The sequence below is a fragment of the Nocardiopsis sp. iso_186 genome (assembly GCF_056173365.1).
Window position 1 is genome coordinate 1,828,284 of sequence record NZ_CM149670.1, and the last position, 25,712, is coordinate 1,853,995.

Consider the following 25,712-nt stretch of genomic DNA (forward strand, 5'->3'; position numbering starts at 1 on the left):
CCGACAGGGGTTCGGCTGTTCAGTCGGTTCTGGCCGGAGAGCCGAGCAAAGCCCGAACGGCGTCTGCGAGACCGCCCGCCTCGACGGTGATCGTCTCGGCCGCGCTCTGCGCTGCGCCGTCGAAGAGCCACCGGACCCAGACGGCGAGCCGGTCAACGGGAACGTCGTCACGGATCGTGCCGTGCTCTTGGGCGATGGCCAGGTTCCGGGTGATGAACTCCGACGTCGCCCTGGCCTCGTCGAGCAGTACGCCGGCGACTTCCGGTACCTGCTCCACTCCGGCGATGGCGTGCACGAACCCGCTGTAGGACGGGTCCGTCAGTTCGTTCTCGAACGCCTTGACGTAGGCCAGTATCGCGTCAACGCCCTTCTGCTGCTGTTCGATCAGTGCCAACTGCCGCACCGTCGCCTCCGCGCCTGAGGCGAGGAGGCCGATGAGCGCGTCGAGCTTGGTCGGAAAGTAGTGGAAGAACGTTCCCGACGAGATCCCCGCGCCGCGGCAGATGGACGCGGTGGTCGTGCGGTCGAAGCCAGACGCCGAGAACTGGCGGTGGGCCTCTTGGAGTATCGCGTTGCGCCGCTCGTGATAGCGGTGCTGGTCAACTGTTCGAGCCATGCCACGAGCATAGTGCATTATTAGATTTACTGCTCTAGAGTGACCACTCTATGAATGAGAATGCAGGCCCTTCGTCTTCCGGTACCGCGCGTCCCTCCGAGGGCGAGACCGCAGGCACGTCACGCACCGCGTGGCGATGGGCGGTCGTCCTCGGGGGGCTCGGTCTGGCCTATTCCCCGATGTGGCTGCCGCGGGTCCGTGAGGCGACGGGTATCGACATCGGGATAACAGGACCCGCTTCGTCGATCGTGTGGAACGCGCTGGCCGTAGCCCTGTTGATCGGTTACGTCCATGCCGTGGAACGACGCGGGCTCGATTCGGTCCGGCTCGTGCGCCCCTGTGGAACAGACCTGGAATGGGCGCTTGTCCTGTTCGGCTGCCACATGGGGTGGACCTGGATCGTGCACACGCTCTGGCCGCCTCCGACGGACACGGGAACGGCGACGATCACGGCGCTGCCGATCGTCGTCGTGTTCGCCGTCGTCGTCTCCGCTGCGGTCTTCGAAGAGATCCTCTACCGCGGGTACCCGATCGAACGGCTCACCGAACTCACCGGGCACCGCTGGATCGCGCTCGTATGCACCCTGCCGCTCTTCATCGTGCCCCACCTCTTCTTCTTCGGGCCGCAGTGGCTCCTTTACCACGGCAGCGGCACGCTCGCAATCTACGTACTCTTCCTGTGGCGACGCAACCTCGTCGCGTGCATGCTCCTGCACCTGGGCATCAATCTCCCGATCCTCATCCCCACGATCGCGGGCCACCTCGCCGAGTAGCGTCTGGTGGCCCGCAGCGGCAGGGGCGGTCCGACCGCGCGATCCTGCCGTTTTCCCTGACGGGTTCCGGAGCCCGGACCGCCCCGGGCGGCGGACGCTTCCATCCGGCCGGGCTCCGGCGGTCCCACCCCGCCCGAGCCGCCCGCGCGTGCACCGCCCGCAGGAAGCCACCCGCGACGAGGCGCGGTACCGGCGCGCGCCCGGCTCACGGGGCCGGGGGTGCTGCGCCGGTCGCGGCGTCGGTGTAGCGGCGGGCCAGGTGGGCGAAGGCCTCCCTGAGGTCGGCCGGTCCGACGACCTCGATGTCCGCGTCGAACCTGCCGATGGCGGCGGCCAGACTGGTCCACGACCACGAGCCCAGGCTGAGGCGGCAGCGGTGCGGACCGAGCTCCTCCACGACCCCGTCGTGGGTGTGGCGGGACACGGAGGCGGCGGGCAGGGCGAGGATCACCTCGCCGCGGCAGGGCCAGTCGCCCGAGCCGTCGGAGCCCCGGAACCTGTTGGTGATGAAGGCGGCCACCTCGCCCCCGGGCAGTTCGCGCGGGGTGAAGCGGGGTCCGGCGGGGGTACGCGCAGTGATCCGGTCCGCCCGGAAAACGCGCCAGTCCCCACGGTCGAGGTCCCAGGCCACGAGATACCAGCGCCCGCCCCAGGTGACGAGGTGGTGGGGCTCCACCCGGCGAGGGGATGCGGGGGAGAGGCCGTCGCCGGCGGTCCCCGCCGGGAGGGCGTAGTCGAAGCGCAGCACCGTGCAGGCGTGGACGGCGGCGCCCAGCACCGTGAGCACGGTGCTGTCAACCGTGGAGCCCGTCCCGGTCGTGGGCCGTTCGACGGCGGTGACCTGGAGGGTGTCGATGCGACGGCGCAGCCGGGCGGGCATGACCTGCCGAACGGTGTTCAGCGCGCGCAGGGCTGCTTCCTCGATACCCGCGCCGGCGGTGACGGCGACCTGGAGGCCCACGGCGAGGGCGACGGCCTGCTCGTCGTCGAACAGCAGCGGCGGCAGCTCCGCGCCGGCGTCGAGCCGGTATCCGCCGTCGGGGCCCTTGGCGGCCGTTATGGGGTAGCCGAGTTCGCGCAGCCGGTTGACGTCGCGGCGCACCGTGCGCGGACTGACGTCCAGCCGCTCGGCCAGCAGCGCCCCGGGCCAGTCCCGGCGCGCCTGGAGCAGCGAGAGCAACGAGAGGAGTCGCGCTGAAGTCTTCTGCATAATTCCATGGTGCCGGGAGAAGAGGACACATCCTGTCCGCTGCCGCTGCGATTGTTCTCGCATGTCAGACAACAAGAACGACCAGCAGGGCACGGTCACCGCGCCCGCCACGACCACGTCGGCTCCGGACCTCGACGCGGAGCGGGCCGATCTGCTCGCCCAACTCGCGGCCGCGCGGTCGGCCCTGACCACCACGGCGCGCGGGCTCGGCGACGAACAGGCCGGTGAGCAACCCACGGTCAGCACACTGTGCCTGGGCGGGCTGATCAAACACGTGGCGTCCATGGAGGAGGGGTGGCTGCGCTTCGCGGTCGAGGGCCCGTCGGCCATGCGCTACGACCTGCCCGACGGGGTCACCTGGGCCGACCTCGAAGCCGGCACCGCGCGCGAGTTCCCGCAGTGGGCGATCGACCACCAGAGCGACTTCCGGATGCAGCCGGGCGAAACGCTGGCCGGGATCATCGCGCACTACGAGCGGGTCGCCGCACGGAGCGAGGAGGTCATCGCCTCCGTGCCCGACCTATCGGCGACGCATCCGCTGCCGGAGGCGCCCTGGAACGCACCTGGGGCCGTATACAGCGTGCGCCGGGTGTTGCTGCACGTCATCGCCGAGACCGCCCAGCACGCCGGTCACGCGGACATCGTGCGGGAGACGCTCGACGGTCGGACGTCCACCTGAGCGCCGCCCGCCCCAGGGCCCGGGGGCGAGCAGCCGCCCGCCCCCGGGCCCCGCTGTGTCAGGCCGGTCGGTCGGTGACCACCGATCATTACTACGGAGACGAATATGTTCAATGTTGTGGGCGATGTGAACTGGATCGGCGTCCTGGTCGCCTTTCTCGCTTTTTCGGTGCTGGGCGCCCTGTGGTTCGCGCTCCTGTTCACCAAGGCGTACAACGTTTCGCTGGGGCGGGACGCGTCGGCCAAGCAGGAGGGGTCCGCGCTCTTCTATGCCGGGCCGCCGCTGGCCTCGCTGGTCATCACCATCACCAGCGCGGTCCTGATGGCGGCGCTGGGGGTCGACTCCTATCCGGACGCCCTGCTGTTCGGTCTGATCGTCGGAGCCGGATACCTGGTGGCCAACACGGTCACCATCGCGATCAACCCCAATTTCCCGCGGCCCCTGTTCTACTCGCTGATTTCCGGAGCGTACAACCTGCTCGGAAGCGTCCTGGTCAGCGCCGTCCTGGTGACTGTCTAGGTCGTTGCCGACGGTAAGGCACCCGACGGTTCGTCCCCGTGGGCGTCGAGGAGACCGGCCGGTCAACGGTGCTCGACCGCGCCGGCCTCGGCGGCCCGCCCCTCGCGGGAACGTTCGTGGGGGCCGGCGCCGCCGTGTTCTCGCCTCGGCCGTGTTCGCTGGTGGGCGGGCGGTGCTGCGGCCTGTGCCCAGGCGACGACGGGGCCACCGCCCCAGGACGGGAGGCGTCGGCCGTCAGTCGTGGAAGCGGAGGTCGCCGGGGGTGAGAGGGCGGCCGGGCAGGGGAGCGTCGGAATTTGCCCGCAACCCGTCCAGACTCAGGGCCAGAACCCTCTCGTACACCGTCGCCCCCAGCGCGCCGGAGGACGCCCGCATACCGGTGACCACGAGCGCGATGAGCATCAACACGTCCCCGGTGCCGACGTCGGAGCGCAGTGTCCCCTCGGCCTGTCCGACCCGGACCAGGCCGTCGAACACGGTCGTGAACTCCTCGGCCCTGGCGAGGGCGTGCGCATCGCCCTGGATGATCGCCCAGGCATCCGGTGAGAAGAGTGTCAGGCGCAGGGTGAACCACAGTTCGGGCAGGTCCTTAAGCACTCCCAGGAAAGCCTCCCAACCGCGGTCGCCCTCGGCCTCCGCCTCCCGGGCCCTGGAGAGCAGGACCGTGAAACTGTCCCGCGCGACCTCCCGGATCAGCGTGTCACGGTCGGGGAAGCGCCGGTAGAGGGTTCCGACGCCCACGCCGGCCCGGCGGGCGACCTCCTCCATCGGAACGTCCGGGCCGCGCTCCGCGAAGACCGTCTTGGCCGCGGCGATGATCTGGTCGCGGTTGCGTCTCGCGTCGGCCCGCAGCGTCTGCGGCTCCGCCATCGTGTCACTCCCCCTTCTTGTCGGGACGGACCCATTGTCCCACCGCCGGATGATGTGGACGAATCTCTTCCGCTTTGTTAGCGTCGGAAGGCAAGCGGAGGAAATCGTTCCAGATAAGAACCGCGCAAGGGGAGTCCAACCGTGCCCGCAGAACAGTCGCCCGCCCTGCCCATCGCCCGCACCTGTCCGTACGCCCCGCGAGACGAGCACGTCCGGCTCCGCGAAACCGACCCCGTCAGCAAGGTCACGCTGCCCACCGGCGCCGAGGTGTGGGTCGTCACCCGGCACGAGGACATCCGCGCCCTGCTGGCCGACACGCGCTTCAGCTCCGACCGGAGACGGCCCGGATTCCCGATGCTGGACAACGGGAGCGGAGCACCCACGGACGTCCTTCCCCCACTTCTGCTCACCATGGACCCGCCCGAGCACGGCCCGGCCCGCCGCGCGGTGCTCGGCGAGTTCACCGTCAAGCGGATGAACAAGCTCAAGCCGCGCATCCAGGAGATCGTGGACGAGCACATCGACCGGATGCTCGCCGGGCCGCGCCCGGTCAACCTGGTCCGGGCGTTGTCGCTGCCGGTTCCGTCCCTGGTGATCAGCGAACTCCTCGGGGTGCCCTACGACGACCACGCGTTCTTCCAGAGCAGGTCCGCCTCGCTCGTGAGCCGTACCGTGTCGCAGGAAGAGAAGCAGAAGGCCCTGTTCGATCTGGCCGGCTACCTGGACGAACTGCTGCGGGCCAAGGAGGAGGTCCCCACCGACGACCTCCTGGGGCGCCAGATCCTCCGCCAGCGCGAGGTGAACGGTGCCGTCAACCGCAAGGACCTGATGGGCCTGGCCTTCCTTCTCCTCATCGCGGGGCATGAGACCACGGCCAACATGATCTCGCTGACCATGCTGCAACTGGTCCGCGACCCCGGGGCCAGGGAGGCGCTGCGCCAGGACCCGGGCACGACCCTGCCCGCAGTCGAGGAACTGCTGCGGTACTTCACCATCGCCGAGCAGGCCCTCGCCCGGGTCGCCGTCGAAGACGTCGAACTGGGCGGACGGCTCATCAAGGCCGGGGACGGCGTCCTCGCCCTCGCCCACACGGCCAACCGCGACCCGCGGGTGTTCCCCGACCCCGACACGTTCGACGTCGGACGCGGGGCCCGCAACCATCTGGCGTTCGGCTACGGTCACCACCAGTGCCTCGGCCAGAACCTCGCCCGCCTGGAACTCCAGATCGTCATCGACACCCTGCTGCGCAAAATCCCCGACATCCGGCCCGCCGTGCCCGTCGACGAACTGTCGTTCAAGGACGACGCCATCATCTACGGCATCTACGAGTTCCCGGTCACCTGGTAGGGGTGCGCCCGCCGATACGACCAGCCGCGAGGAAGAAAGGACACGGGCATGAAGGTCCGCGTGGAAGAGGACAGGTGCTGCGGGGCCGGGCAGTGCGTACTGCTGGCGCCGCAGGTGTTCGACCAGCGTGATGACGACGGGATCGTGGTCCTGCTCGACGGGACACCGCCGGAGGCAGAACACGAGGCCGTCCGGGAGGCTGTCTCCGTGTGCCCGGCGGCGGCGATCCATGTCAACGGGGACGGATGAACGACCCCGTCGGACGTCCTGGCCGTAGGCGTCACCACCGCCTCCGGGGGACACCGGTCGCGGTCCCGTCGTCACCACGACGGGACCGCGACCGCGTACCAGGGCCCTAGCTGTCGAACCCCAGGCCGAGGCGATCCAGAAGACGCAACCACGGATTGCGCCGACCCTGGTTGCGGTCGGCGCGGTCCAGCGACCACCGCGTCAGCTGGATGCCGATGTAGCGGACCGGCTCGGGAGGGAAGGGAAGCGGACGGCGACGCACCATCTCCAGGCGGGTGCGTTCGGTGTCGGCGCCGGCCAGCAGGTCGAGCATGACCTCGGCGGCGAATCGGGTGGCCCCCACCCCCAAACCGGTGAATCCCTGCGCGTAGGCCACCCGGCCGCCGCGCGCGGTTCCGAAGAACGCGGTGAAGCGGGTGCAGGTGTCGATGGCGCCGCCCCAGGCATGGGTGAAACGCACGTCGGCCAGGGCCGGGAAGGTGTCGAGGAACTGCCCGGCCAGGCGCTCGAAGGTCGCGGAGCGGGTGTCGTGCTCGGACCGGATCCGACCCGCGTAGTGGTAGACGGCGTCGTAGCCGCCCCACAGGATGCGGTCGTCGGGGGTGCGCCGGAAATAGTGGAACTGGTTGCCGGCGTCGGTGAGGCCCTTGCGGGTGGGCCACCCCAGTTCATCGAGGCGTTCGGCGCCGATGGGCTCGGTGACCAGGACGTAGTCGTAGACGGGCACGGTGGACAGCCGGGTGCGGCGCAGGAGCGGTCGGAAGCCGTTGGTGGCCAGGGCGACGCGCTGGGCGCCGACCCGTGCGGTGTCGGTGGCCAGGACGACGCCGCGCGCGGTGGCGGTCAGCCTGCGCACGGGCGTGTGCTCGAAGACGCGTACTCCCATCGCCAAGCAGGCGGCCTTGAGCCCCCAGGCGAGTCGGGCGGGGTCAAGGGTGGCGCAGCCTTCGGGGTCCAGGAGCCCGGCGAGGTAGCCGGGGGCGTCCACGGAGGTGCGCAGTTCGTCCCGGCTCAGAAGCTTCAGCGACCGGCCGTGCCGGTCCGCCAGGGCCACGGCTTCCTCGAACGCCCGTACCTGGTAGGGCTCGGTGGCCAGACTGATCTTGCCCTGGCGGTCGAAGGCGCAGTCGATGCCGTAACGGGTGAGGGCCGCCTCGATCTCGTCGAGGTTGCGCAGTCCCAGGCGTTCCAGCAGGGCCAGGTCGTCGGGCCAGCGCTGCGCACCGTTCTCCATGCCGTGGGTGAGGCTGGAGGCGCAGAAACCACCGTTGCGGCCCGAGGCCGCCCAGCCGGCGGTGCGGCCCTCCACGAGGACGACGTCGCGTGCTGGGTCCCGCTCTTTTGCCAGGAGCGCTGTCCACAGCCCGGCGTAGCCACCGCCCACGACGGCGAGGTCGCACACGGTGTCGGCGGCGAGTGCGGGTTCAGGTCCTGGGGCGTCGGGGGAGTCGAGCCAGAAGGGGGTGTGGCTGATGCCGGCCAGTGCTCGGGCCACGTCGGGGCGGGACATGGGATCTCCTCAGGCGATGACGCGCAGCGCGTGGTCGAGGGCGGAGAGGGACCGGGGCCCCTCGGGCGTGCACAGGACCGTGTCGCCCATCTTCAGGCCGAACCCCTCGTCCAGGAGGGCGAGATTGGGTTCGATCGTGAAGGACATGCCGGGGGTGATGACGTGGTCGTCGCCGGCGACCAGGGTCATGGGCTCCAGCCAGCCCGGCGGGTAGGCCACCCCCACGCTGTAGCCGATGCGGTGGCAGCGGTTGGCGACCAGGCCGAGTTCGGAGAGGACGTCGTCGCAGGCGGTGTCGGGGGCGTGCGCCGGAGCGCCGGGGACGGCTGCGGCGATGGCCGCCTCGGTGGCGCGTTCCAGGCAGTCGGCGACCTCGCGCACCCGCGGCGAGGGCTCGCCGATAACGGCCGAGCGCATCAGCACCGCATGGTAGCGGTTGACGACCCCGGCCAGTTCCACGCACACCACGTCGCCGTGTGCCACGGTGCGCCTGCCGGCCATCGCGTGCACCAGGGCACTGCGCTCACCGGTGACGACCATGGGCGGGATCGCGGCGTGTTCGCCGCCGGCCGCGCCCAGCGCCGCCGCGGCGATTCCGGCCAGCTCCACCTCCGAGATCCCCGGGCGCAGTGCCGCGAAGACCTCGTTCATGGCGTGGTCGGCGATGCGGGCCGCCTGATGTTGGTAGGCGAGTTCGTCGGCGGACTTCACCAGCCGTTCCTCGGGTACGAGCATAGAGGTGTCCACCCATGTCACCTCGGGCAGCAGTGTGCGCAGGCGGTCCCAGCCCCCAGGGGAGAGGGTGAAGGTGTCCAGGTCCAGGCCGACGGTGGCGCTGCCCAGCCCGGCCGCGCGGATTGCCTCGGCGATGACGGCGATGGGTTCCTCGGCCGCGATGTCGTAGTAGCGGACCGAGCGCAGCCAGGACAGCCGTCGCACGCACGGCTCCTCCGTGGTCCGGGTGACCAGGGTGGGCTCGCCCGCCCCCGCCCCCACGACCAGTGCTTGGGGCCAGAGGTAGCCCACCGAGCTGACGCCGGTGAGCCAGTGGATGGTGTCGGGCATCGTCAGCACGATGCCGTCCAGGCTCTGGGCGCCCATCCGGGCCCGGGTCCGGGTCAGCCGCTCGTCGTAGGTGGAGAGGGTGAAGGCGAGTTCCATCGGTTGTCCTCGTGGTTGAGGGGGCGGGGGTCTAAGGAGCGGGGTCCGCAGGGGGAGCGCCGGCGCCACCGGGCCGGGAGGGGGCGATGGGGACGGCGTTCTGTTCGCCGACGCCCCAGCCGTAGGCCATCTTGTGGATCTCCAGGATCAGGAAGGACTCGGTGGAGGCGACTCCGTCGATGCGGTGCAGCTGTTTGGTCAGCAGCTGGTTGTAGTGGGCGGTGTCGCGGCACACGACCTCGACGATGAGGTCGAAGGAGCCGGCCAGGGAGGCCACGTAGCTGGTCTCGGGCAGGGTCTTGATCTCCTCCACGACGCTCTCCAGACGGCCGGGGACGACCCGGACGCCGATCATCGACATCAGGTCGAACCCGATCTTGAGGGGATCGGCGATGCCCACGATCTGCAGGATCTTGGCCCGCTCCAGGCGCTGGACCCGGTAGCGCACCACGCTCTCGCTCGTGCCGATCTCCTTGGCGAGTTTGGTGAACGAGCGCCGCCCGTCCACTTGGAGGACGGCCACGATGCGGCGATCGATCTCGTCCAGTTGCGCCAGGCCGCTATCAACCAACTCTTGCGAAATCCGAGACATCTCACGTTCCATGAAGGTTAATTCGCGAATACAGCCTTGACCATCTGCGGAATACGAGAGATAGTCAAGCCCACATTGCGAATATTCGTCAACAGGTACCAGCCCATTGGATGGACCGTCGGCTCGCTGGGGGGCGAGCCGGGAACGGCCATCCTCTCGGGGCTACGCACGCCTTAGGGCACAGGGCTTCGCCCAATTTCCATGCGGATCTTTCCAGTCTCAGGAGAAGCGACCGTGGACCTCGCCGCACTCGAAACCTTTCTGGCCCGGCACCGGGAGCAGAACCAACCCGCCCCCGCCATCCCCTTCACTCCCGAGGAGTACGACCGACGCCTCACGGCGCTGCGCGCCGCGATGGCCAAGGACGGCATCGACCTGCTCCTCCTGTCCTCACCCGAGGCCATGTACTGGCTGCACGGTTTCGCCAGCCGCTGGTACAAGGCCCACGCGCCGCGTCAATGGCGCCCGCTCATCTGTACCGCCGTCCACGTGGACCACGACCGGCACATCAGCTTCGACGGCGCCGAGCACGCCGAACTGTTCAGGCGCACGTCGATCGCCACCGACGTGCGTTTCCTCCCCCGCGACCAGCGCGACGGCATGCTGGGGTTCATCGTCGAAGAGCTGCGGGCCGAGGGCTGGCTGGGCACCACCGCCGGACTGGAGAAGTACTCCTACCTGCCCAACCCGGCCGTCAGCGCCCAACTCCAGGAGGCGCTTGAGGCTCAGGGATGCACGGTGGTGGACGGCACCGACGCAGTGCGGCGGGTCCGGCGACGCAAGTCCGCGGCCGAGCTGGCCTGCGTGGAACGCGCCGCCGAGATCTGCGACATCGGCCTGACCCACCTGGCCTCGGTCCTGCGCCCCGGCATGACCGAGCTGGAGGCGTGGTCGGAGATGGTGCACGCGATGTCGGCAGCAGGAGGCGAGCCGGCGGCCATCCACGAGATGGCGGTGGTGGGGCCGCGCGCCGGACACGCCATCGCCGGGCGGCGGGTGCTCAAGGAGGGCGACATCGTCAACGTCAACCCTTGTGGCGTCTACAACCGCTACCACTCCAACCGCACCGGCACCCTGTGCCTGGGCGAGCCGCCCCGAGAGCTCGTGCAACTCATGGAGATCCTGGCCGGAGCCTTCCCCGTGCTGTGCGCGACCGCCAAGGCCGGCACACCGGTGCGCGAGGTCAACCGCGCGCTGCGCGAGTACTACGACTCCCAGGGCCTGTGGCGCCTGCGCGACCAGATCTGGATCGGCGGCTACGAACTGGGCGTGAGCTTCCCGCCCGACTGGGTCGGGGACTGGATCTTCACCGTCAACGACGACGACACCGAAGAGGTCTTCGAGGAGGGGATGGTCACCAACTACGAGTCCATGCTCTACCTCGGCCTCATCGACACCCTCATCTACGAACCCTCAGGCGCGCGAACCCTCTCCGCGCTGCCCCACGAGATCACGGCGGTGGACTGTTGAGCACGACACGCACGACCCTCATCCCCTGTGCCGCCGCAGTGGCGGCGCTGACCTTGCTGGCCTCCGCATGCGCGTCCCCTGCCGCCGACGGCGGCGGAGCGGGTTCCGGTTCCGACGGCGCCCTGGTCATCGCCAGTTGGGGCGGACGTTTCACCGAGACCACCCAGAAGCACCTGGCCGACCCCTTCACCGAGGAGACCGGCATCCAGGTCCAGATCGTGGACAGTCCGGGCACCTTCGCCACGAAACTGCAGTCCATGAGCGAGGCCGGCAACATCGAGTGGGACATCATCGACAGCTCCGGTGCCGCCGACGCCTTCTTCATGGCCCAGGAGGGGCTGGTCCAGGACCTCCCCGCCGACATGCGCTCCTCCTTCGAGGACGCCCTGGGCGAGGGAAAGGTGAGCGACTTCGGCTTCACCTACGCCAACCTCGGCTACGTGATCGCCTGCAACGACGAGGCGGTGGACGCCTGCCCCACGACGATCCCGGAATTCTTCGACACCGATGCGTTCCCCGGCCGACGCATCATGCCCGGTGAGGCCTACAGTCAGATGACAGCCGTCCTGGCCCAGGCCGCGGGCAGACCGGTTGACGACGCACTGCCCATCGACGTGCCGGAGATGCTCGAACCCCTGCGCGACATCAAGGCCGACACCTCGGTGTGGTGGACCTCGGGCGACCAGATGGAGCAGAGCCTGCGCCAGGGCGAGGGGGACCTGGGCATCTTCATGAGCGGACGGGCCTACAACCTCGCCGAGACCGGCATGGACGTCACCGTCAACTGGGCGGGCTCCTACGACCCCGGCTACACCATGGCCGTGACCGACGCCCCCAACCAGGAGGAGGCCATGCAGTTCCTGCAATGGGTGGTGGACCACCCGGAGGCGCAGGCGGCGTGGGCTGAGGAGATGCAGTACAGCGTGCCCAGTCCCGACGCGCTCGACCTGCTTCCCACCGAGGTGGCGGAGACGCTGGCCGACTACCCCGCCAACTTCGAGGGCCTGGCCCAGCAGGACTTCGAGTGGTACCTGGAGAACAAATCCGAGATCGACTCCGGGATGCAGCAGATCATCCAGGGCGGATGAGTCCGAGGCTCCACACGGCCACGGACACGGAAAGGGAGACCGATGGCGACGGTTGAGACGGTGCGGCCGGCGAAAGGGCGGGTCCGCGCCCGCCCATGGCGGCCGGAGGCGGGGCCGGTCACCGGACTGCTCCTGGCAGCCCCGATGCTGGTGGCGATCGTGCTGTTCGTCGCCTTCCCCCTGGTCCAGGTGTTCGTTGACGCCTCATCGGGTGGTGTGCCCGTCCAGCGCTACACGGACGTGTTCACCAACCCGGTGAGTCGTCGGGCCCTGGCCACGACCCTCACCGACAGTGCGCTGGTGGCGGTCGTGACCGTGGCACTGGGCGCGGTCATCGCCTGGACACTGCACACCACCGCCCGCCGCTGGGTGCGGGTGCTGCTGTGGACCACGGCCCTGGTGCCGTTCTGGATGGGCATGATCATCAAGAACTATGCGATCTACCTGCTGTTGGCAGCCAACGGTCCCCTCAACGCGCTGCTGATGGGGCTGGGGGTCGTGGACAGCCCGCTGAGCCTGCTCTACACCAAGTTCGCGGTGGTCTACGGGATCTCCTACTCCCTGCTGCCCTACGCGGTGCTGGCGCTGTACTCGGTGTTCGTCCAGGTGGACCGGAGCCTGCTGTCCTCGGCCGCGGTCCTGGGCGCAGGCAGGGCACAGGTACTGGCCACCGTGGTCGCGCCGCTGGTGCGCGGCGGGGTACTGGTGGCACTGGCCCTGATCTTCCTGCTGTCGATCGGTTTCTACGTCACCCCCATCATGCTCGGCGGTCTGCAGACCCCGTTCATGGCCACCGTGATCAACCAGCAGGTCTTCTCCCTCTACGACTTCCCCGGCGCGGCGGCCTCCGCGGCGATCCTCCTGGTCATCGCGTTCGTCGTGGTGGCCACGATCCTGGCGCTGGCCGGAGGGAAAACCCTGCGGAGGATGCTGTGAGCGCCCCCCGACGCGCCGGCGAGAAGCTGTTCGCGGCCTGCGGTGCCGTGATCACCGGCACGATCGTCGTCCTGGTCCTGGCGCCGGTGGTGCTCACGGTGCTGTTGTCCTTCTCCAACGACGCCGCCATCCAGTTCCCGCCGCAGTCCTGGGGGGTGCAGCGCTACCTGGACCTGGCCGCCAGCACCAAGTGGCTGACCGCGCTGTGGCTGTCGGTGCGGCTGGCCCTGACCAGCGCGACCATCGCCTTCGTCCTGGGCGTCGGTGCGCTGCTGGCCATCCACCGCACCCGGCTGCCGCTGCGCTCGTGGCTGGAGCAGGCCGGGATCGTGAGCCTGCTGATCCCGATGTCGGCCTACTCGGTGGCCATGTACTCGGTGTTCTCCCAACTGGGGCTGCTGGGCAGTTTCCTGGGCCTTGCGCTGGCCCACGCGGTCCTGGCCCTGCCCTTCATCATCCTGGTGGGCAGCGCCTCGATGCGCGGGGTGCCGCCCGACCTGGAACTGACCGCGATCACGTTGGGCGCGAGCCGAGCACGGGCCTGGGGCGGCATCACCCTGCGCCTGGTCACGCCAGCGCTGGCCGGGGGGTTCGTGATGGCCTTCCAGACCAGCTTCGAAGAAGCGGTGTTCGTCAACTTCCTGGGCGGTCCGGGGCTGGTGACGCTGCCCAAGGCCATCTTCGACTCCGTGCAGTTCGGCAGCGACCCCGTTATCACCGCCATCTCCGCCAGCATCGTCTTGATTTCGTCCGTGGCCGTGGCACTGCCGTTGGCCCTGACGCGAGGAGCACGCCGTTGAACACCATCGAGGAGCGCCCGCAGCAGGCATCCACCGCCGGGCCCCCGACCGCGCCCCCGGCAGGTTGACACGCCGTGGAACTGATCGGCCTGGGCAAGAGCTACGGTCCCGAGACCGCGGTCGCCGGGGTGGATCTGGCCGTGGAGCACGGAGAGCTCATCGCCATCCTGGGGGCCAGCGGGTCGGGCAAGAGCACCCTGCTGAAGATGGTGGCGGGCTTCGAGGGCCCGAGCCGGGGCCGCATCCTGCTGCACGGGCAGGACGTGTCCAGCCTGAGTCCCGCCGACCGCGAGATCGGCATGGTCGTGCAGAACTACGCACTGTTTCCGCACCTGAGCGTGGCCCGCAACGTGGAGTACGGGCTGCGCATGCGCAAGTGGCCCAAACGCGAGCGCGCCGAGCGCGTCGCGGAGATGCTGGAGCGCATGCGGCTCAGCGCCTTGGGCGACCGGCTGCCGCGCCAGCTCTCCGGCGGTCAGCAGCAGCGCGTGGCGATCGCTCGGGCGCTGGCCTATTCGCCGCGCATCATGCTCATGGACGAGCCGCTGGGGGCGCTGGACAAGGCGCTCAAACAGGACCTGGTGGAGGAGATCCACCGGGTGCACCGGGAGTTCGCCACCACCATCCTCTACGTCACCCACGACCGGGAGGAGGCGATGACCCTGGCCGATCGGGTGGTGCTGATGCGCGACGGCCGGATGGCGGCCTGCGCACCGGTGGAAGAGCTGTACCTGCGCCCCCCGACGGCGTACGCGGCCGGGTTCTTCTCCGGGGCGAACCTGGTGCCGGCCCGGGTCGTCGATCGCGTCGAGGGCCGTGCCCGGGTGGAGATCGGCGGTCGGACCCTCGACACGACCTGCCCCGTGGACCCGCTCGGCTCTCCCGTCACGGCCGCGGTCCGACCGGTGTGCGTGGTCCTCGACCCGCCCGACGACGCCTGGGCACTGGAGGGGGAGGTGACCGACCGGCTGTTCCTGGGCGACTCCGTCCAGCTCAAGCTCGCCTACTCCGATGCGGACACATCGGGGGTGGTCAGCTGCCTGCTCCCGGCCACGGCCCCCGGACTTCCCGGCGCGGTCGGGGAGAAGGTCAGATTCGGTTTCACCCCCGACACGGCACGGATCGTGCCCGACGATCAGGAGACGCGATGACATCGACGACCGCCGCCGATCTGGTGGTGCGCGGCCCCGTTTACACCTGTGACGCGGCGGGCTCGTGGGCCTCGGCGTTCGCGGTCCGCGACGGGCGGATCGCCGCCGTGGGCGGTGTGGCCGACGTCGCCGACCTGGTGGGGCCGGGAACCGAGGTCGTGGAGGTGGACGACGCGGGGGCGGTCGTGCCCGGATTCGTCAACTCCCACGTGCACCCGCTCAACGGCGGCCTGGAGCGGTTGCGCTGCGACCTGTCCGGGGCCCGTACGCGTCACGACTGCCTGGAGACGATCGCGGAGTACACGCGCACCCGCCCTGGAGCGGGCTGGGTGCGCGGGGGCGGCTGGTCCTTCGACGCGTTCCCCGGCGGGGTGCCCGACGCGGCCGACCTCGACGCCATCGACGCCACGCGCCCCATGGCCTTCTACAACCGTGACCATCACACACTGTGGGTGAACTCCCGGGCCATGGAACTGGCCGGCATCGACGCCGCCACGCCCGATCCGGTGGACGGACGCATCGAACGCCGTGCCGACGGCAGCCCGTGCGGCGCCCTGCAGGAGGGCGCGATGACCCTGGTGGAGCGGGTCCTGCCCGACCTGTCCCCCGACGAGTTGCGCGCAGGACTGCTGGCGGGGCAGGAGTACCTGCACTCGTTGGGCGTGACGGCGTGGCAGGACGCCAAGGTGCACGAACGCGACTTCGGCGTGTACGCCGACCTCGTGGCGCGCGGAGAGCTCAGCGCCACGGTGGTGGGCGCCATGTGGTGGGACCGCCACGCCGGCCTGGACCAGTTGGCGGGCCTGACGGAGCGTCGGGCCGAGGCCGCGCGCCGGGGGCTGTCGCGCTTCGACTCGGTCAAGGTCATGCTCGACGGGGTGTGCGAGAACTTCACCGCGGCCATGCTGGATCCCTACGTGGGGTCAGCCGCATCCGCCGACCTGGGCACGCGCTTCTTCGCCCAGGACGACCTGGAGCGCTACGTGGTCGCCATGGACGCCGCCGGCCTGCAGGTGCACTTCCACGCGGTGGGCGACGCGGCCGTGCGCCAGGGACTGGACGCGGTGGCCGCGGCGCGGTCGGCCAACGGCGACACCGGGCGCTACCACCACATCGCCCACGTCCAGGTGGTGCACCCTGATGACCTCCCGCGGTTCAGGGCGCTTCGGGTCGCGGTCAACGCCCAGCCGCTGTGGGCCCGCTACGAACCGCAGATGACCGACCTCACCATTCCGTTCTTCGCGGAGCACCGTGTGGGATGGCAGTACCCCTTCGGTGACTTCGTGCGGCACGGGGCGGTGCTGGCGATGGGCAGCGACTGGCCGGTCTCCACCCCCGACCCGGTGCATCAGATCCATGTGGCGGTCAACCGGACGCCGGTGCCGGTGAACACCGCGTGGACGCCGGAACAAGGGGTGTTCTTCCCGGAGCAGCGCATCACCCTGGCCCAGGCGCTGCGCGCCTTCACCATGGGCAGCGCGTTCGTCAGCGGACTGGCGAACACGCACGGCTCGATCGAGGTGGGCAAGACCGCGGACTTCGCGGTGCTGGACCGCAACCCCTTCGCCGGGCCGCCGGCCGACATCCACCGGTCACGGGTGCGCCAGACCCGGGTGGCCGGACGGACGGTGTTCGAGGCCGGGTGAGAGCCCACGGCCGCGCGGCCCGCCGGGGCCCGGACAAGGGAGACCCGGCGGGCACCGCGTTCGCGCGTCGGAAGGACGACGAGCCTTCCTGCCCCTGGACCGACGCATGCGTCGCCGGCAAGGGGCGGGGGCGGGCGCAGTGGACGGGGGTCGTTCAGGGGGCGACGCGGCGGGTGCCGCGTTCTCGTTCCCGGAGCGGTCCATCCCGGGAACGAGGAGCTGTCACCTGCTGCAGTTCAGCCGCAACCGCGCCCAGGAGTTGTTCGCGTACCCCTTGGGGTTCCACAGGTGCGCCGCCGATTCCGGTTGGGCGGCGCCGGTGGAGTCCCAGGCGCGAGCGGTGATCTCGACCTCCCCTTCGGGAAGGTCGAGGGTGGTGCGCCAGTACTGCCAGGTCCAGGGGCCGATCGGGGCGTCCACGCCGGCCTGGGACCAGGTGCGCCCACCGTTCACGGAGACGTTGACCCGCGCCACGGTGCGGTCGTCGCCGGCGAAGGCGTAGCCGACGATCTCGGCGGGCCCCGCGATCCGGCGTACCGTGCCGTCGGGGCGCAGGATCGCGCAGTTGAGTGCGACAGGACCGAGAGAAATGCCTTCGTGGGCTCCGACCGCGGCCGGGTCGGCGTCGGCGGGCAGCAGCCGGTACGCCGTGGCCTGGAAGTAGTTGCCGGAGGGTTTGCGCTGCGCGGTGATCCGCTGGAGCCATTTGACGCTGCGCGCACCGATCCAGCCGGGCACGACCACGCGCAGCGGAGCGCCGTGGACGCGCGGCAGGGGAGCCCCGTTCATCGTCCAGGCCAGGAGCACTTCGCCGTGGACGGCCTTGGCGACGGGCACCGACGCGCCGTAGGGCTGGGGCGGATCGGCCAACTGGGAGACGTCGGGGGCGGCGAAGGCGATGTGCTCTGCGCCGGCCTTCAGCCCGGCCGCGGTCAGGAGGTCAAGCAGGCGCACTCCCGTCCATCGGGCGGTCAACGTGGCGCACGGGCCCCACGGGTCCTCCCCGGGGATGTCGCGTATCTCGGTGAAGCCGGACCGCTGGTTGCCCGCGCACTGGAGGGTCGCCGCCACCGTGTGCTCCTGGAAGCGCTCGCGCAGTTCGGCCAGCGACAGCAGCAACGGCCGTTGGACCAGGCCGTCCAGTGCCAGCCGCCACGATGCCGCGTCGATTTCGGGAACGGGGCCGTGGTTGCGGCTGTAGAAGGTGTCCGCGGGCGTGAGCGGCCCGCCCGCCAGCGCGCTCCTGGGCGGTTCCGCGTTGTACGGGTCCCGCTCGTGTACCACCATGTCGTCTCTTTTGCCCCATGGTCCCATGGGGAGGCGGCTACCCAGTGGGGCCTGGTGGTACCCCTGCCCATCTGCGGTGACTGCTGTGGCCGGGCCGCCCGGGCCCGGCCGTGGGCAGTTGCTCCCGGCCGGGCGCGGGATCAGCTCCCGTCGTCTCCGGTGTAGAACGCCCGCGTGCGCTCGCCCGCGGTGCGCGCGACGTCGGCGGGCGCACCGTCGGCGATGTGGGCCCGGGCCCAGCCGCTGCTCGCGGCCGCGATGGAGGCACGCCCCTGGGCACTGGCCGTCCAGGCCGCCCCGTCGAAGTCCGCGGTGCCCGTGCCCAGGTGGTGCTCCAGGGCGATGAGCATGATGTCCCAGCCCACACCGGCGGCGCCGGGGCCGTACGTGATCCAGTGGTCGTCGTCGACCGCGGCACAGACATGTGCGAGCTCGAAGGCCGTACGGTCGAGGTCGGTCTCGCTCAGGTGTACCTCCACGACGGAGAAGGCATCGTCGAACTCCCAGGTCACCCTGAGCCGGTTGGGTTTCTCGCAGACCTCCACGATTCCGCCGGCGTTGCCTTCGAGTTGGTAGCGCCCGCCGACGGTGAAGTCGCCGGAGACCGGCCCCACCCAGCGCCCGAGCCGTTCGGAGGAGGTGCACGCGTCCCACACTCCACTGATCGGCTCGGGGAACTCGCGGCGCAGGACGACGGCCCTGGCGGGGGCGCCGCGAAGGGTTGTCGCCTCCAGTGTGCGCTGGGTCCGCTGATGATCGGTCATGTCGCTCGCTCTCGTGTCGCGCGTCGTCCGGTGCCGTTCGCGGTCTTGCGGTGGGTGCGGTGACACGAGTCCGTCGGGACGCTTTTCCCAGAAGGGGCGGAAGCGCTGCACCCACTCGTCAACCTCGGCCATGCGCTCTCCACGGATCGTGTAGAGCCGTCGGGTGCCCTCGGGGCGTACGTTCGCGAACCCGGTGTCGCGGAGGACCCGAAGGTGCTGCGAGACAGCGGGCTGGGTGACCCCGAACTCTGCGCGCACGGCCTCGGTGAGCAGCCCCGATGTCGTCTCGCCCGACGTCAGCAGTTCGAGGATGCGGCGGCGGATCGGGTCGCCCAGGACGTCGAACGCGTGCATTCACCCATTATATAAACCACGTCTTCAATAAGCGGGAGCTGTTAAAAGCCGCTCGGCAAACAACGAGGACGGCCGGCGTGTCGGGCACGTCGGCCGTCGTGAACGGACAGGGAGCGGCCCGAGCGGTTCAACGCTGCGGGAGCCGGTTCGACGTCCACTTCTGCAGGGCCTCCAGCGGCCCCTGGGAGAAGCGGCGCAGCCACAGGGTGGATCCCACGAGCAGGACCGCGCAGACCGTTGCCCACAGTCCGAACACCCACCACGGCCCGGTGCCCTCCAAGCGCTCGGCCAGCCCCAGGCCGATGCCGTAGCAGGCCAGCACGCACAGCACGTTCTGGAGCACGTACCCGCTCATCGCGGTGCGGCCCAGCGACGACAGGCCGGTGACCAGCGGTCCGTCGGATCGGACCCGGTCCGCGCCCCAGCCGATGAGTCCGATGAGTCCCAGTGCGAACAGTGGCGCGGCCAGGTAGCGGTCGGCGAAGAAGAACGACGGTCCGGCCAGGGTGGTGGCCACGTTCAACGGCAGCCCCACGCCCAGGCCCCACGCCATCAGCCGGGCGCGGATGCGCCGACCGGTGGTGTCGTCGCCGAACGCGCCGGCTCGCAAGAGCAGGACGCCCACCAGGAACAGGAGCACCAACAGCGGGAAGGAGACGACGGGTTCCACCCGCAGCAGCAGTACGTTGTCCAGTCGGAACGCGATCTGCTCCGCATAGGAGCCCTCTGCGTAGAGGGCGACCACATCGGCGGGGGCGCCCCCGGCCCCGTTTCCGGCCGGCGCGGCCTGCTCCACGAGGACCAGGGCGCCGGTGGCCAGCGCGGTCATTGCCCCGTGCAGAACCGCTGCCGTCCACAGCGCGGCCTTTTGCACACGTTCGGTACGCGCCAGCAGCCACGCCACCAGCAGCGCGGTCACCGCGTACCCCATGAGCACGTCCCAGGCGAACACCAGGGTGAAGTGCACCGCGCCCTCGACGAACAGGAACAGCGCCCGGCGGGGGTAGGAGCCCGGCCAACGCCGGCCCCGCGAGGTCGCGGAGCGGTACTGGATGGCCAGGCCCACCCCGAAGAGCAGGGCGAGCATCGCCAGGAACTTGCCGTTGGCCGCGAACCGGAAGGTCTCGGCCAGCACCGTGCCCACCGAGGGATCGGCTGACACGCCGGCCACCGGCGAGAACGCGTCGGGATCGAACAGTGGTCCCGCCTCGGCCCCGGGCGAGGCGAAGATCCACACGTTGGTCGCCAGCGTGCCCAGGATCGCCACCCCGCGCAGCACGTCCAGCAGCGGAAGCCGCTTGCGTGCCTCCCCGCCGGAACGCTCCACGGGAGCCCTCGCCCGACGGGCCGTGGTCGGATCCATGCTGTCCCCTGATCGGCCGTGCGACGGCCACTGCGGCGTCGCGACTGGTTTTAGTCTGGGCACGACAGGGGGCGCGACACCTCCTGCGCGCAGCCGAACCCGCCTGGCACTTTGGATGTACGTCGGTGCGGTGGTCAGGCCAAGGGCGGTCGCAGGAGGAATTCGGTGATGTGCTCGGAGAGGGGGACGCCTGCTCCCAGTCGGTGGCCGCGGTGGCGGTTGGCCCGCCAGGAAGGAGGGCCGGCCCGTTTCACGCCGTGCTGCTGCCGCCGGAGTGGTCGTGGTGAAGCGTCTCGGCGCGGTCCACGGTCCGCAATCGTGCCCCGACCAATGCCCCCACCGAGAGCAGCAGGACGCAGAGGCCCAGGAAGACCGCCGGGACGCCCAGAGCGCCCGCGGTCACTCCCGCGGCGAGCGCCGCGAACGGCATGACCCCCCAGGTGATCCAGCGGTAGGCGGCGTTGATCCGGGAGAACATCTCAGCGGGGACGGTGCGCTGGCGGTAGGTGATGCTGGCGACGTTCCAGAACATGATCACCATTCCGTAGAGAGCGAGCCCGGCGACCAGGGCCCCGACGTGCCGCACGGTCAACAGCAGCACGCAGCCGGCCAGCAGGGGCAGGCACAGCCGGAAGACCGTCCGCTCCCCGATGACGGCCATCACCCGGTGCGTCAGCATTCCGGCGGTGATGCCGCCGAAAGCGCCGGCCGAGACGACCAGTCCGTAGGCTGCCGGCGTCAGCCCCAGGGGGCCCGTGCCCCAGAGGGGGATCACCGTCATCATCGCGGTCAGGGCGAAGTTGGCCGCGGCCGCCAGGGCCGCCAGCGAGAGGATGTCGGGCCGCCGGACGAAATAGCCCATCCCTTCGCGGATGTCCGAGACGGAGACCGCCACCGCGGCGCCCAGCTGACGGATACCGGGGCGGTGCGATCCCGGTTCCGGCCCCCGGTCCGACCGGACGGACAGCAGGGCGACCAGGCCGAGGAGGTAGACCGCCCCCAGAAGTCCGAAACTCCCGGAGATGCCCAGCAGTACGAAGTAGCCGGCCACAGCGGGCCCCACCAGTTGGACGGTGGTGATCTGGATCGACTGCGTGCGGCCGTTCGCGCGTACCAGGTTCGGCGCCTCCACCAGGCGGGGAACCATCGCCTGGGCCGAGAGGTCGCTGAACACGCCGGCGGTGCCGAGGACCAGGGCGCCCACCGCGAACCCCCACAGGGGCAGCAGCCCGAGGAAAGCCAGCCCGCCGAGGCCGAGGATCAGTGACGCCCGGACGATGATCGCGTATCGCATCACCAGCAGCGGTGCCGACCGGTCGGTGAGCGCTCCGGCGGGAAGCGCGACGACCAGCCACGGAAGCCAGGACGCGGCGACGATCAGGCCGATCGCCTCGGGGGAGCGGGTGAGGGAGAGGGCGAGCAGGGGAAGTGCCACGCGGTAGACGCCGTCTGCGAGTCCGGAGAAGACCAGGACTCCTTGAAAGACCGAGAAGGGTTTTCCGAGTCGCGGCCGGGATGTGTCCTCGATGGAAATCGCCCCTCCAAGCCGAGGTTTCCTCGGCTCTTGTACTCGGTGCAGGTTAATTCTCGGATTTTTGTGTAAACGAAGGGTTTCCGGATGAAAGCGCCGCGATTCTAATTGCGGAGGGAGAGTGCGGCAAGGTGGTGCATTTTGTGAAAAATTACCAAAGGGGAAAGAGTTGCGGAACGCATTCTTCACGGAGGGTAGCCGTGCCGGAAGGCGGGGACTGCGTTCTTTCGTGGCCTCGTCGATCGCTGTAGGGGAAAGTCCGTTGCGGGGGTGCGGGCGGTTGGCATCCGCCAGAAGGGTCGTCGCGCACAGTAGTCGGTTCGGTGGTTTCCTGGATAAAGAAAGGCGGGTCCACCGTCGGTTTCGTGGCCGTTTTCGGCCATCGGGGGGAGGGGGGGAAGTCAGCGGTAAACGCTGCGGCAAGAGGGAAGGATGAAAGAAATTGACGAAAATGACTGGGTGGACGGGAGCGGATCGGTGAATGTCCGGTCAGCGACCCGCAAGCCCAGTGCGCACATCTTGGCGAAAGACGGCTGATTTCTGCTGTTTATGGTTGTCCGGGGCCGCGTTGGGCCTGGGGCGAGCGTGGCGGACGAACGCGAGGCCGCCATCCCCTACGGCACGGTCAGGGGCTGCGTTCGGGGTCAGCCGACGGCGCGTGATGCCACTTGATCAGGTCCGCCGATGCCGTTGCACCTGTCCCGGACCGACGTCGTCGTCAACGGACACCCGGGGTGTCGTGCCGGGATTCCCCGAGTCGAAGGACGTGGAGTCGTGAGGACGTTCGAGGTCTGGTTCGTTTTCCTCTTGATGCTGGGGGCGGGGCTGTACCTGGTCCTCAGCAGCCTGCCCTCCACCCCGAAAGAGGTGGCGACCTGCGACGGGGAGTTCATGACCGGCGAGGACGTCTGCGAGTACGTCTCCTCACGGGATGGCCTCGTCGGACGCTACGACCTGGACGCGATGCGGGAGAAACAGGACCGGGACGCGCAGTTCCAACCGGTGGTGCTGGTGGCGGGCCTCGCGATCGTTTCCATGGGTGTCCTCTTTTGCGTCGGCATGGTCTACGCGGAGCGAAAACAGGATGCGGAAGCCTGGGATGAGGACTGACCCGGGAGCGGTGCGCGTCCGAGAGGCGCTCGCCCCGGACGTGCTCCGACAAGAGAGTCGATCCACTGAACGAGGGCGAACTGTCCGTTGGCAATGAAAGTCGGCCCATTGGCAGCGAATCCCATCCACAGACGGTTCTGGTGAGCGATCCTGATCTCAAGGTGAGACCCGCAGGAGGCTGCTGTGGACACAGGGCCGGCCGAGACCGAACCTGACCGGCCGAGCGCCGAGGTCTCGTGTCTCGACGGCTCGGGGAACCGCCAACGAAGACCACTGCTGTCGTGCGCGCCCACCAGCATGCCGGCGAGGCCGCGAAAAAAGGGGAAGGTGCAGGTCACGAAACGGCAGAGCCCGCCGACCACGGGCTGGGACGTGCACGCGGTGGGTGGACCAGGCGTGGCCGACCGAGGGGCTGGTTCCGGCCGTGGTCGAGTTTGAGCACTTGAAGGCCACGGGCACCGACCACCGCGGCCTGCGGCTCGTGCTGGACACAACCCGCATCGCCCCGTCGGCAGTAGTCACCCCGAGCCGCTGACCGATCGCGACAGGGGTCGGGCCGCGGGCACTGAGGAACAGGTCGCGCCCCACGTTGAGGGAGAGGGCCGCCCAGCTACCTAGACACCGAGCGGGACAGTGCGTCCCCGAGGATGAAAGACAGCGGCTGTCGGGTGATCGGGTGCCGCGGCGGCAACGAGGCGGTCGATGCCGGCCTCGATCATCCCCACGGCTTCGTCAAGTGCGTCGTCGGCCGCTTGGGGGCTTGGTGGGATTCGGTCGTACGCGGCGCCGAGGAGCCTTTGGATCGACGCGATGAGGACCGGAACCCGGGTCGGATCGGCAAAGGCGGCCGACAGGGTGCCGGTGGCGAGAATCTCGAGCGCAGTCACTGTCTCATCGATGTCAACGTCATGGACCAGGCCGTGTCGCTGCATGCTTGAGACGAGCTGATGCACGGTGTTGCGGGGAAATTCGTCGATGCTCGTGTCCTCCAAGCTCAGGAGTCGCGAGGCCATGGTCGGGTTGGCCACTGTTGCGCTGATCTCCCGGCTGAGGATCGCACTCAACGTCAGCGCGACCGTGCCGCCACGCAGTTCATCCGATAGATCGGCGAGCATGCGTGCGGTCTCGAGCCGGATCACCGCCTGGCGCAATCGTGCCTTGGAGGGCCAGTACAGGAACACCGTGCCCTTGCCGACTCCTGCCTGCGAGGCGATGGCGTCCATGGTCGTCGCGTCAGGACCGTGTTCCTGGAACTGCTGTCTCGCCGCGGCCATGATCACCTCGGCGCGGTCTTCTGCGGTGCGTGCCATCTCGGGCTCCTCTCCTCGCGTCGATAGTACGAGAAAATTCTTGACTCAAATGACCAGTTCGGTCAATAATTCCATGCATCGGCGACCGAAGCCTGCGCGATTCTGTGCTGGGGCGGCCGAGACACGAGCGGAGACGAGCATGGAACAGAAAAACGGACCGCGTGCCCTTGTGGTCGGCATGGGTATAGCGGGTCTGACGACCGCGCTCCGTCTGCACGAAATCGGATGGTCCACGGTGTTGCTGGAGAGATCGCAGCAACGACGGGCGGGCGGGTACTTCATCGGGTTGTTCCCCACGGGGGCGGCTGCCGCGCAACGGCTCGGCATTCTCGACGCCATCGGAGACCGGACCCACCCGGAAGGCAAGGTCTACGACGTTTCCCGAAGCGGTGCGAAGCGGCCGGGTCTCGGGTTCAGCGACATCCCGGGCTCCCCGCGGTTGATTCTGCGCGGGGATGTCGAGGCCGCGCTGTACGAGGTAGCCGGCTCGGTGAGCGAACAGCGATTCGGCTCCACCCCGGTGGAGATCGTTGAGGATTCCGCCGGTGTCGAGGTCACGATCCAGACGACGACTGCGGACGGCGAGGTCAGTGAGACGACCGAGCGTTTCGATCTGGTCGTGGGTGCCGATGGTGTGCGTTCGACCGTGCGGCGCCTGCGCTACGGGCCGGACGAGGACTATCTGTCCTCGATGAACCACATCGCTGCGGCCTCCATCCTTCAGGCTCCCGTCGCCGGGTACACCGCATCCGACGGGTTGGTGCTCGCCGAGCCGGGCCGCGCTCTGTGGGTATTCCCGTTTGTCGGCCACCCGCCGGGCGTCATGATGAGCTACCGGACGAACGACGAGGCCGCGGAGTTCCGGGGCCGTCCTGTCGACGCACTGCGTCGAGCGTTCGGACCGGCCCGGCTCGGTCCCGTGCTCACCGACGTCCTGGACCAGTTCGAGGCATCTGACGATTTCCTGTTCGACTCCACTCATCAGGTGGTGATGCCGCGATGGCACACCGACCGCACCGTGCTCGTGGGTGATTCCGCATGGTGCTTGACACTGTTCTCGGCCATGGGTGCGTCTTCGGCGCTTGCCGGCGCCGACTACCTCGGCTCCGCGCTACAGCGCAACCCCGGAAACGTCCCCCGGGCGCTTCGTGAATGGGAGGGGCGTATGCGGCCCTTCGTGGACCGTCTCCAGAAACTCGGACGCAAGGACATCACGATGTTCGTGCCGCAGACCCGACGAGACAAGCTGAGCCGCACGGTACTCCAGAGCGTGTTCGGAACCCCGTGGGGCAAGCAGATCGCCCGTAGGGTGTTCGTGGATAAGCCCAACGATCCGCGCTCGACCGACATCGCCGCAGCCTGATGAGCGAGCTGAG

General features: G+C 69.4%; 24 protein-coding genes. 13 read left to right on the top strand and 11 right to left on the bottom strand.

Going from position 1 to position 25,712, the window contains the following annotated elements; all coding sequences use genetic code 11:
* Positions 1-19: 19 nt before the first annotated feature.
* Positions 20-616 (bottom strand): TetR/AcrR family transcriptional regulator, encoded by a 597-nt coding sequence (locus AC0VYP_RS08140; RefSeq protein ID WP_285760554.1) that lies wholly within the window; start codon positions 614-616, stop codon positions 20-22.
* Between the two features lie 50 nt (positions 617-666).
* On the opposite strand from AC0VYP_RS08140, the gene AC0VYP_RS08145 reads away from it, so the two are divergent.
* Positions 667-1,389, top strand: coding sequence for a CPBP family intramembrane glutamic endopeptidase (locus AC0VYP_RS08145; RefSeq protein ID WP_285760553.1), 723 nt, complete (start codon positions 667-669; stop codon positions 1,387-1,389).
* A 205-nt stretch (positions 1,390-1,594) separates the two neighbouring features.
* Here AC0VYP_RS08145 and AC0VYP_RS08150 read toward each other — a convergent pair whose 3' ends face one another.
* Positions 1,595-2,599 carry a helix-turn-helix transcriptional regulator gene (locus AC0VYP_RS08150; protein ID WP_475473290.1) on the bottom strand — a complete coding sequence of 335 codons (1,005 nt, stop codon included), beginning with the start codon at positions 2,597-2,599 and terminating at the stop codon, positions 1,595-1,597.
* Positions 2,600-2,660: 61 nt separating this feature from the next.
* Here AC0VYP_RS08150 and AC0VYP_RS08155 point away from each other — a divergent pair, with 61 nt between their 5' ends.
* Together AC0VYP_RS08155 and AC0VYP_RS08160 are read left to right on the top strand one after the other, a co-directional pair.
* Positions 2,661-3,278 carry a DinB family protein gene (locus AC0VYP_RS08155; protein ID WP_475473292.1) on the top strand — a complete coding sequence of 206 codons (618 nt, stop codon included), beginning with the start codon at positions 2,661-2,663 and terminating at the stop codon, positions 3,276-3,278.
* Between the two features lie 105 nt (positions 3,279-3,383).
* Positions 3,384-3,797 carry a DUF1761 domain-containing protein gene (locus tag AC0VYP_RS08160; protein WP_285760550.1) on the top strand — a complete coding sequence of 138 codons (414 nt, stop codon included), beginning with the start codon at positions 3,384-3,386 and terminating at the stop codon, positions 3,795-3,797.
* A gap of 234 nt (positions 3,798-4,031) precedes the next feature.
* Here AC0VYP_RS08160 and AC0VYP_RS08165 read toward each other — a convergent pair whose 3' ends face one another.
* A complete protein-coding gene (locus AC0VYP_RS08165) occupies positions 4,032-4,667 on the bottom strand; it encodes a TetR/AcrR family transcriptional regulator (protein WP_285760549.1) in 636 nt (211 codons plus the stop codon).
* A 141-nt stretch (positions 4,668-4,808) separates the two neighbouring features.
* Here AC0VYP_RS08165 and AC0VYP_RS08170 point away from each other — a divergent pair, with 141 nt between their 5' ends.
* Together AC0VYP_RS08170 and AC0VYP_RS08175 are read left to right on the top strand one after the other, a co-directional pair.
* Complete coding sequence (locus tag AC0VYP_RS08170) at positions 4,809-6,014, top strand: cytochrome P450 (RefSeq protein WP_475473293.1); 1,206 nt, start codon at positions 4,809-4,811, stop codon at positions 6,012-6,014.
* 48 nt (positions 6,015-6,062) lie between these two features.
* Positions 6,063-6,263 (top strand): ferredoxin, encoded by a 201-nt coding sequence (locus AC0VYP_RS08175; protein ID WP_475473295.1) that lies wholly within the window; start codon positions 6,063-6,065, stop codon positions 6,261-6,263.
* A gap of 106 nt (positions 6,264-6,369) precedes the next feature.
* On the opposite strand, the gene AC0VYP_RS08180 is transcribed toward AC0VYP_RS08175, so the two are convergent.
* From AC0VYP_RS08180 to AC0VYP_RS08190, 3 genes are read right to left on the bottom strand one after another with little or no spacing between them, the layout of a single operon-like run.
* A complete protein-coding gene (locus AC0VYP_RS08180) occupies positions 6,370-7,773 on the bottom strand; it encodes an NAD(P)/FAD-dependent oxidoreductase (protein ID WP_285760546.1) in 1,404 nt (467 codons plus the stop codon).
* A 9-nt stretch (positions 7,774-7,782) separates the two neighbouring features.
* Complete coding sequence (locus tag AC0VYP_RS08185; protein ID WP_285760545.1) at positions 7,783-8,934, bottom strand: M24 family metallopeptidase; 1,152 nt, start codon at positions 8,932-8,934, stop codon at positions 7,783-7,785.
* 31 nt (positions 8,935-8,965) lie between these two features.
* On the bottom strand, positions 8,966-9,505 hold the full coding sequence (locus AC0VYP_RS08190) for an Lrp/AsnC family transcriptional regulator (RefSeq protein WP_475473297.1): 540 nt from the start codon (positions 9,503-9,505) through the stop codon (positions 8,966-8,968).
* Positions 9,506-9,760: 255 nt separating this feature from the next.
* On the opposite strand from AC0VYP_RS08190, the gene AC0VYP_RS08195 reads away from it, so the two are divergent.
* From AC0VYP_RS08195 to AC0VYP_RS08220, 6 genes are all read left to right on the top strand, one after another.
* Entirely contained in the window at positions 9,761-10,996 is a 1,236-nt protein-coding gene (locus tag AC0VYP_RS08195) for a M24 family metallopeptidase (RefSeq protein WP_475473299.1), read from the top strand.
* Positions 10,993-12,084 carry an extracellular solute-binding protein gene (locus tag AC0VYP_RS08200; RefSeq protein ID WP_285760542.1) on the top strand — a complete coding sequence of 364 codons (1,092 nt, stop codon included), beginning with the start codon at positions 10,993-10,995 and terminating at the stop codon, positions 12,082-12,084. The genes AC0VYP_RS08195 and AC0VYP_RS08200 overlap by 4 nt, the downstream gene beginning before the upstream one ends.
* Positions 12,085-12,126: 42 nt before the next feature.
* Entirely contained in the window at positions 12,127-13,020 is an 894-nt protein-coding gene (locus AC0VYP_RS08205; RefSeq protein ID WP_285760541.1) for an ABC transporter permease, read from the top strand.
* A complete protein-coding gene (locus AC0VYP_RS08210) occupies positions 13,017-13,820 on the top strand; it encodes an ABC transporter permease (protein WP_285760540.1) in 804 nt (267 codons plus the stop codon). Before AC0VYP_RS08205 ends, AC0VYP_RS08210 begins: the two co-directional genes overlap by 4 nt.
* A 74-nt stretch (positions 13,821-13,894) precedes the next feature.
* Positions 13,895-14,971 (top strand): ABC transporter ATP-binding protein, encoded by a 1,077-nt coding sequence (locus AC0VYP_RS08215; RefSeq protein WP_475473301.1) that lies wholly within the window; start codon positions 13,895-13,897, stop codon positions 14,969-14,971.
* Complete coding sequence (locus AC0VYP_RS08220) at positions 14,968-16,617, top strand: amidohydrolase (RefSeq protein ID WP_475473303.1); 1,650 nt, start codon at positions 14,968-14,970, stop codon at positions 16,615-16,617. Before AC0VYP_RS08215 ends, AC0VYP_RS08220 begins: the two co-directional genes overlap by 4 nt.
* Positions 16,618-16,839: 222 nt before the next feature.
* On the opposite strand, the gene AC0VYP_RS08225 is transcribed toward AC0VYP_RS08220, so the two are convergent.
* The 4 genes from AC0VYP_RS08225 to AC0VYP_RS08240 form a co-directional block, all read right to left on the bottom strand.
* Entirely contained in the window at positions 16,840-17,904 is a 1,065-nt protein-coding gene (locus tag AC0VYP_RS08225) for a sulfite oxidase (protein ID WP_475473305.1), read from the bottom strand.
* Between the two features lie 140 nt (positions 17,905-18,044).
* Entirely contained in the window at positions 18,045-19,022 is a 978-nt protein-coding gene (locus tag AC0VYP_RS08230; RefSeq protein WP_285760536.1) for an ArsR/SmtB family transcription factor, read from the bottom strand.
* 127 nt (positions 19,023-19,149) lie between these two features.
* The gene (locus AC0VYP_RS08235) at positions 19,150-20,385 is read right to left on the bottom strand and encodes a DUF418 domain-containing protein (protein WP_475473306.1); all 1,236 of its coding nucleotides are present in this window, start codon (positions 20,383-20,385) and stop codon (positions 19,150-19,152) included.
* Between the two features lie 250 nt (positions 20,386-20,635).
* Complete coding sequence (locus AC0VYP_RS08240) at positions 20,636-22,105, bottom strand: MFS transporter (protein ID WP_475473308.1); 1,470 nt, start codon at positions 22,103-22,105, stop codon at positions 20,636-20,638.
* 585 nt (positions 22,106-22,690) lie between these two features.
* Here AC0VYP_RS08240 and AC0VYP_RS08245 point away from each other — a divergent pair.
* Complete coding sequence (locus tag AC0VYP_RS08245; protein ID WP_475473309.1) at positions 22,691-23,026, top strand: hypothetical protein; 336 nt, start codon at positions 22,691-22,693, stop codon at positions 23,024-23,026.
* Positions 23,027-23,640: 614 nt separating this feature from the next.
* On the opposite strand, the gene AC0VYP_RS08250 is transcribed toward AC0VYP_RS08245, so the two are convergent.
* A complete protein-coding gene (locus AC0VYP_RS08250; protein ID WP_475473311.1) occupies positions 23,641-24,336 on the bottom strand; it encodes a TetR/AcrR family transcriptional regulator in 696 nt (231 codons plus the stop codon).
* Positions 24,337-24,475: 139 nt separating this feature from the next.
* Between AC0VYP_RS08250 and AC0VYP_RS08255 the strand changes: the two genes are divergently transcribed.
* Entirely contained in the window at positions 24,476-25,699 is a 1,224-nt protein-coding gene (locus tag AC0VYP_RS08255) for an FAD-dependent monooxygenase (protein ID WP_475473312.1), read from the top strand.
* The last annotated feature ends 13 nt before the right edge of the window (positions 25,700-25,712 follow it).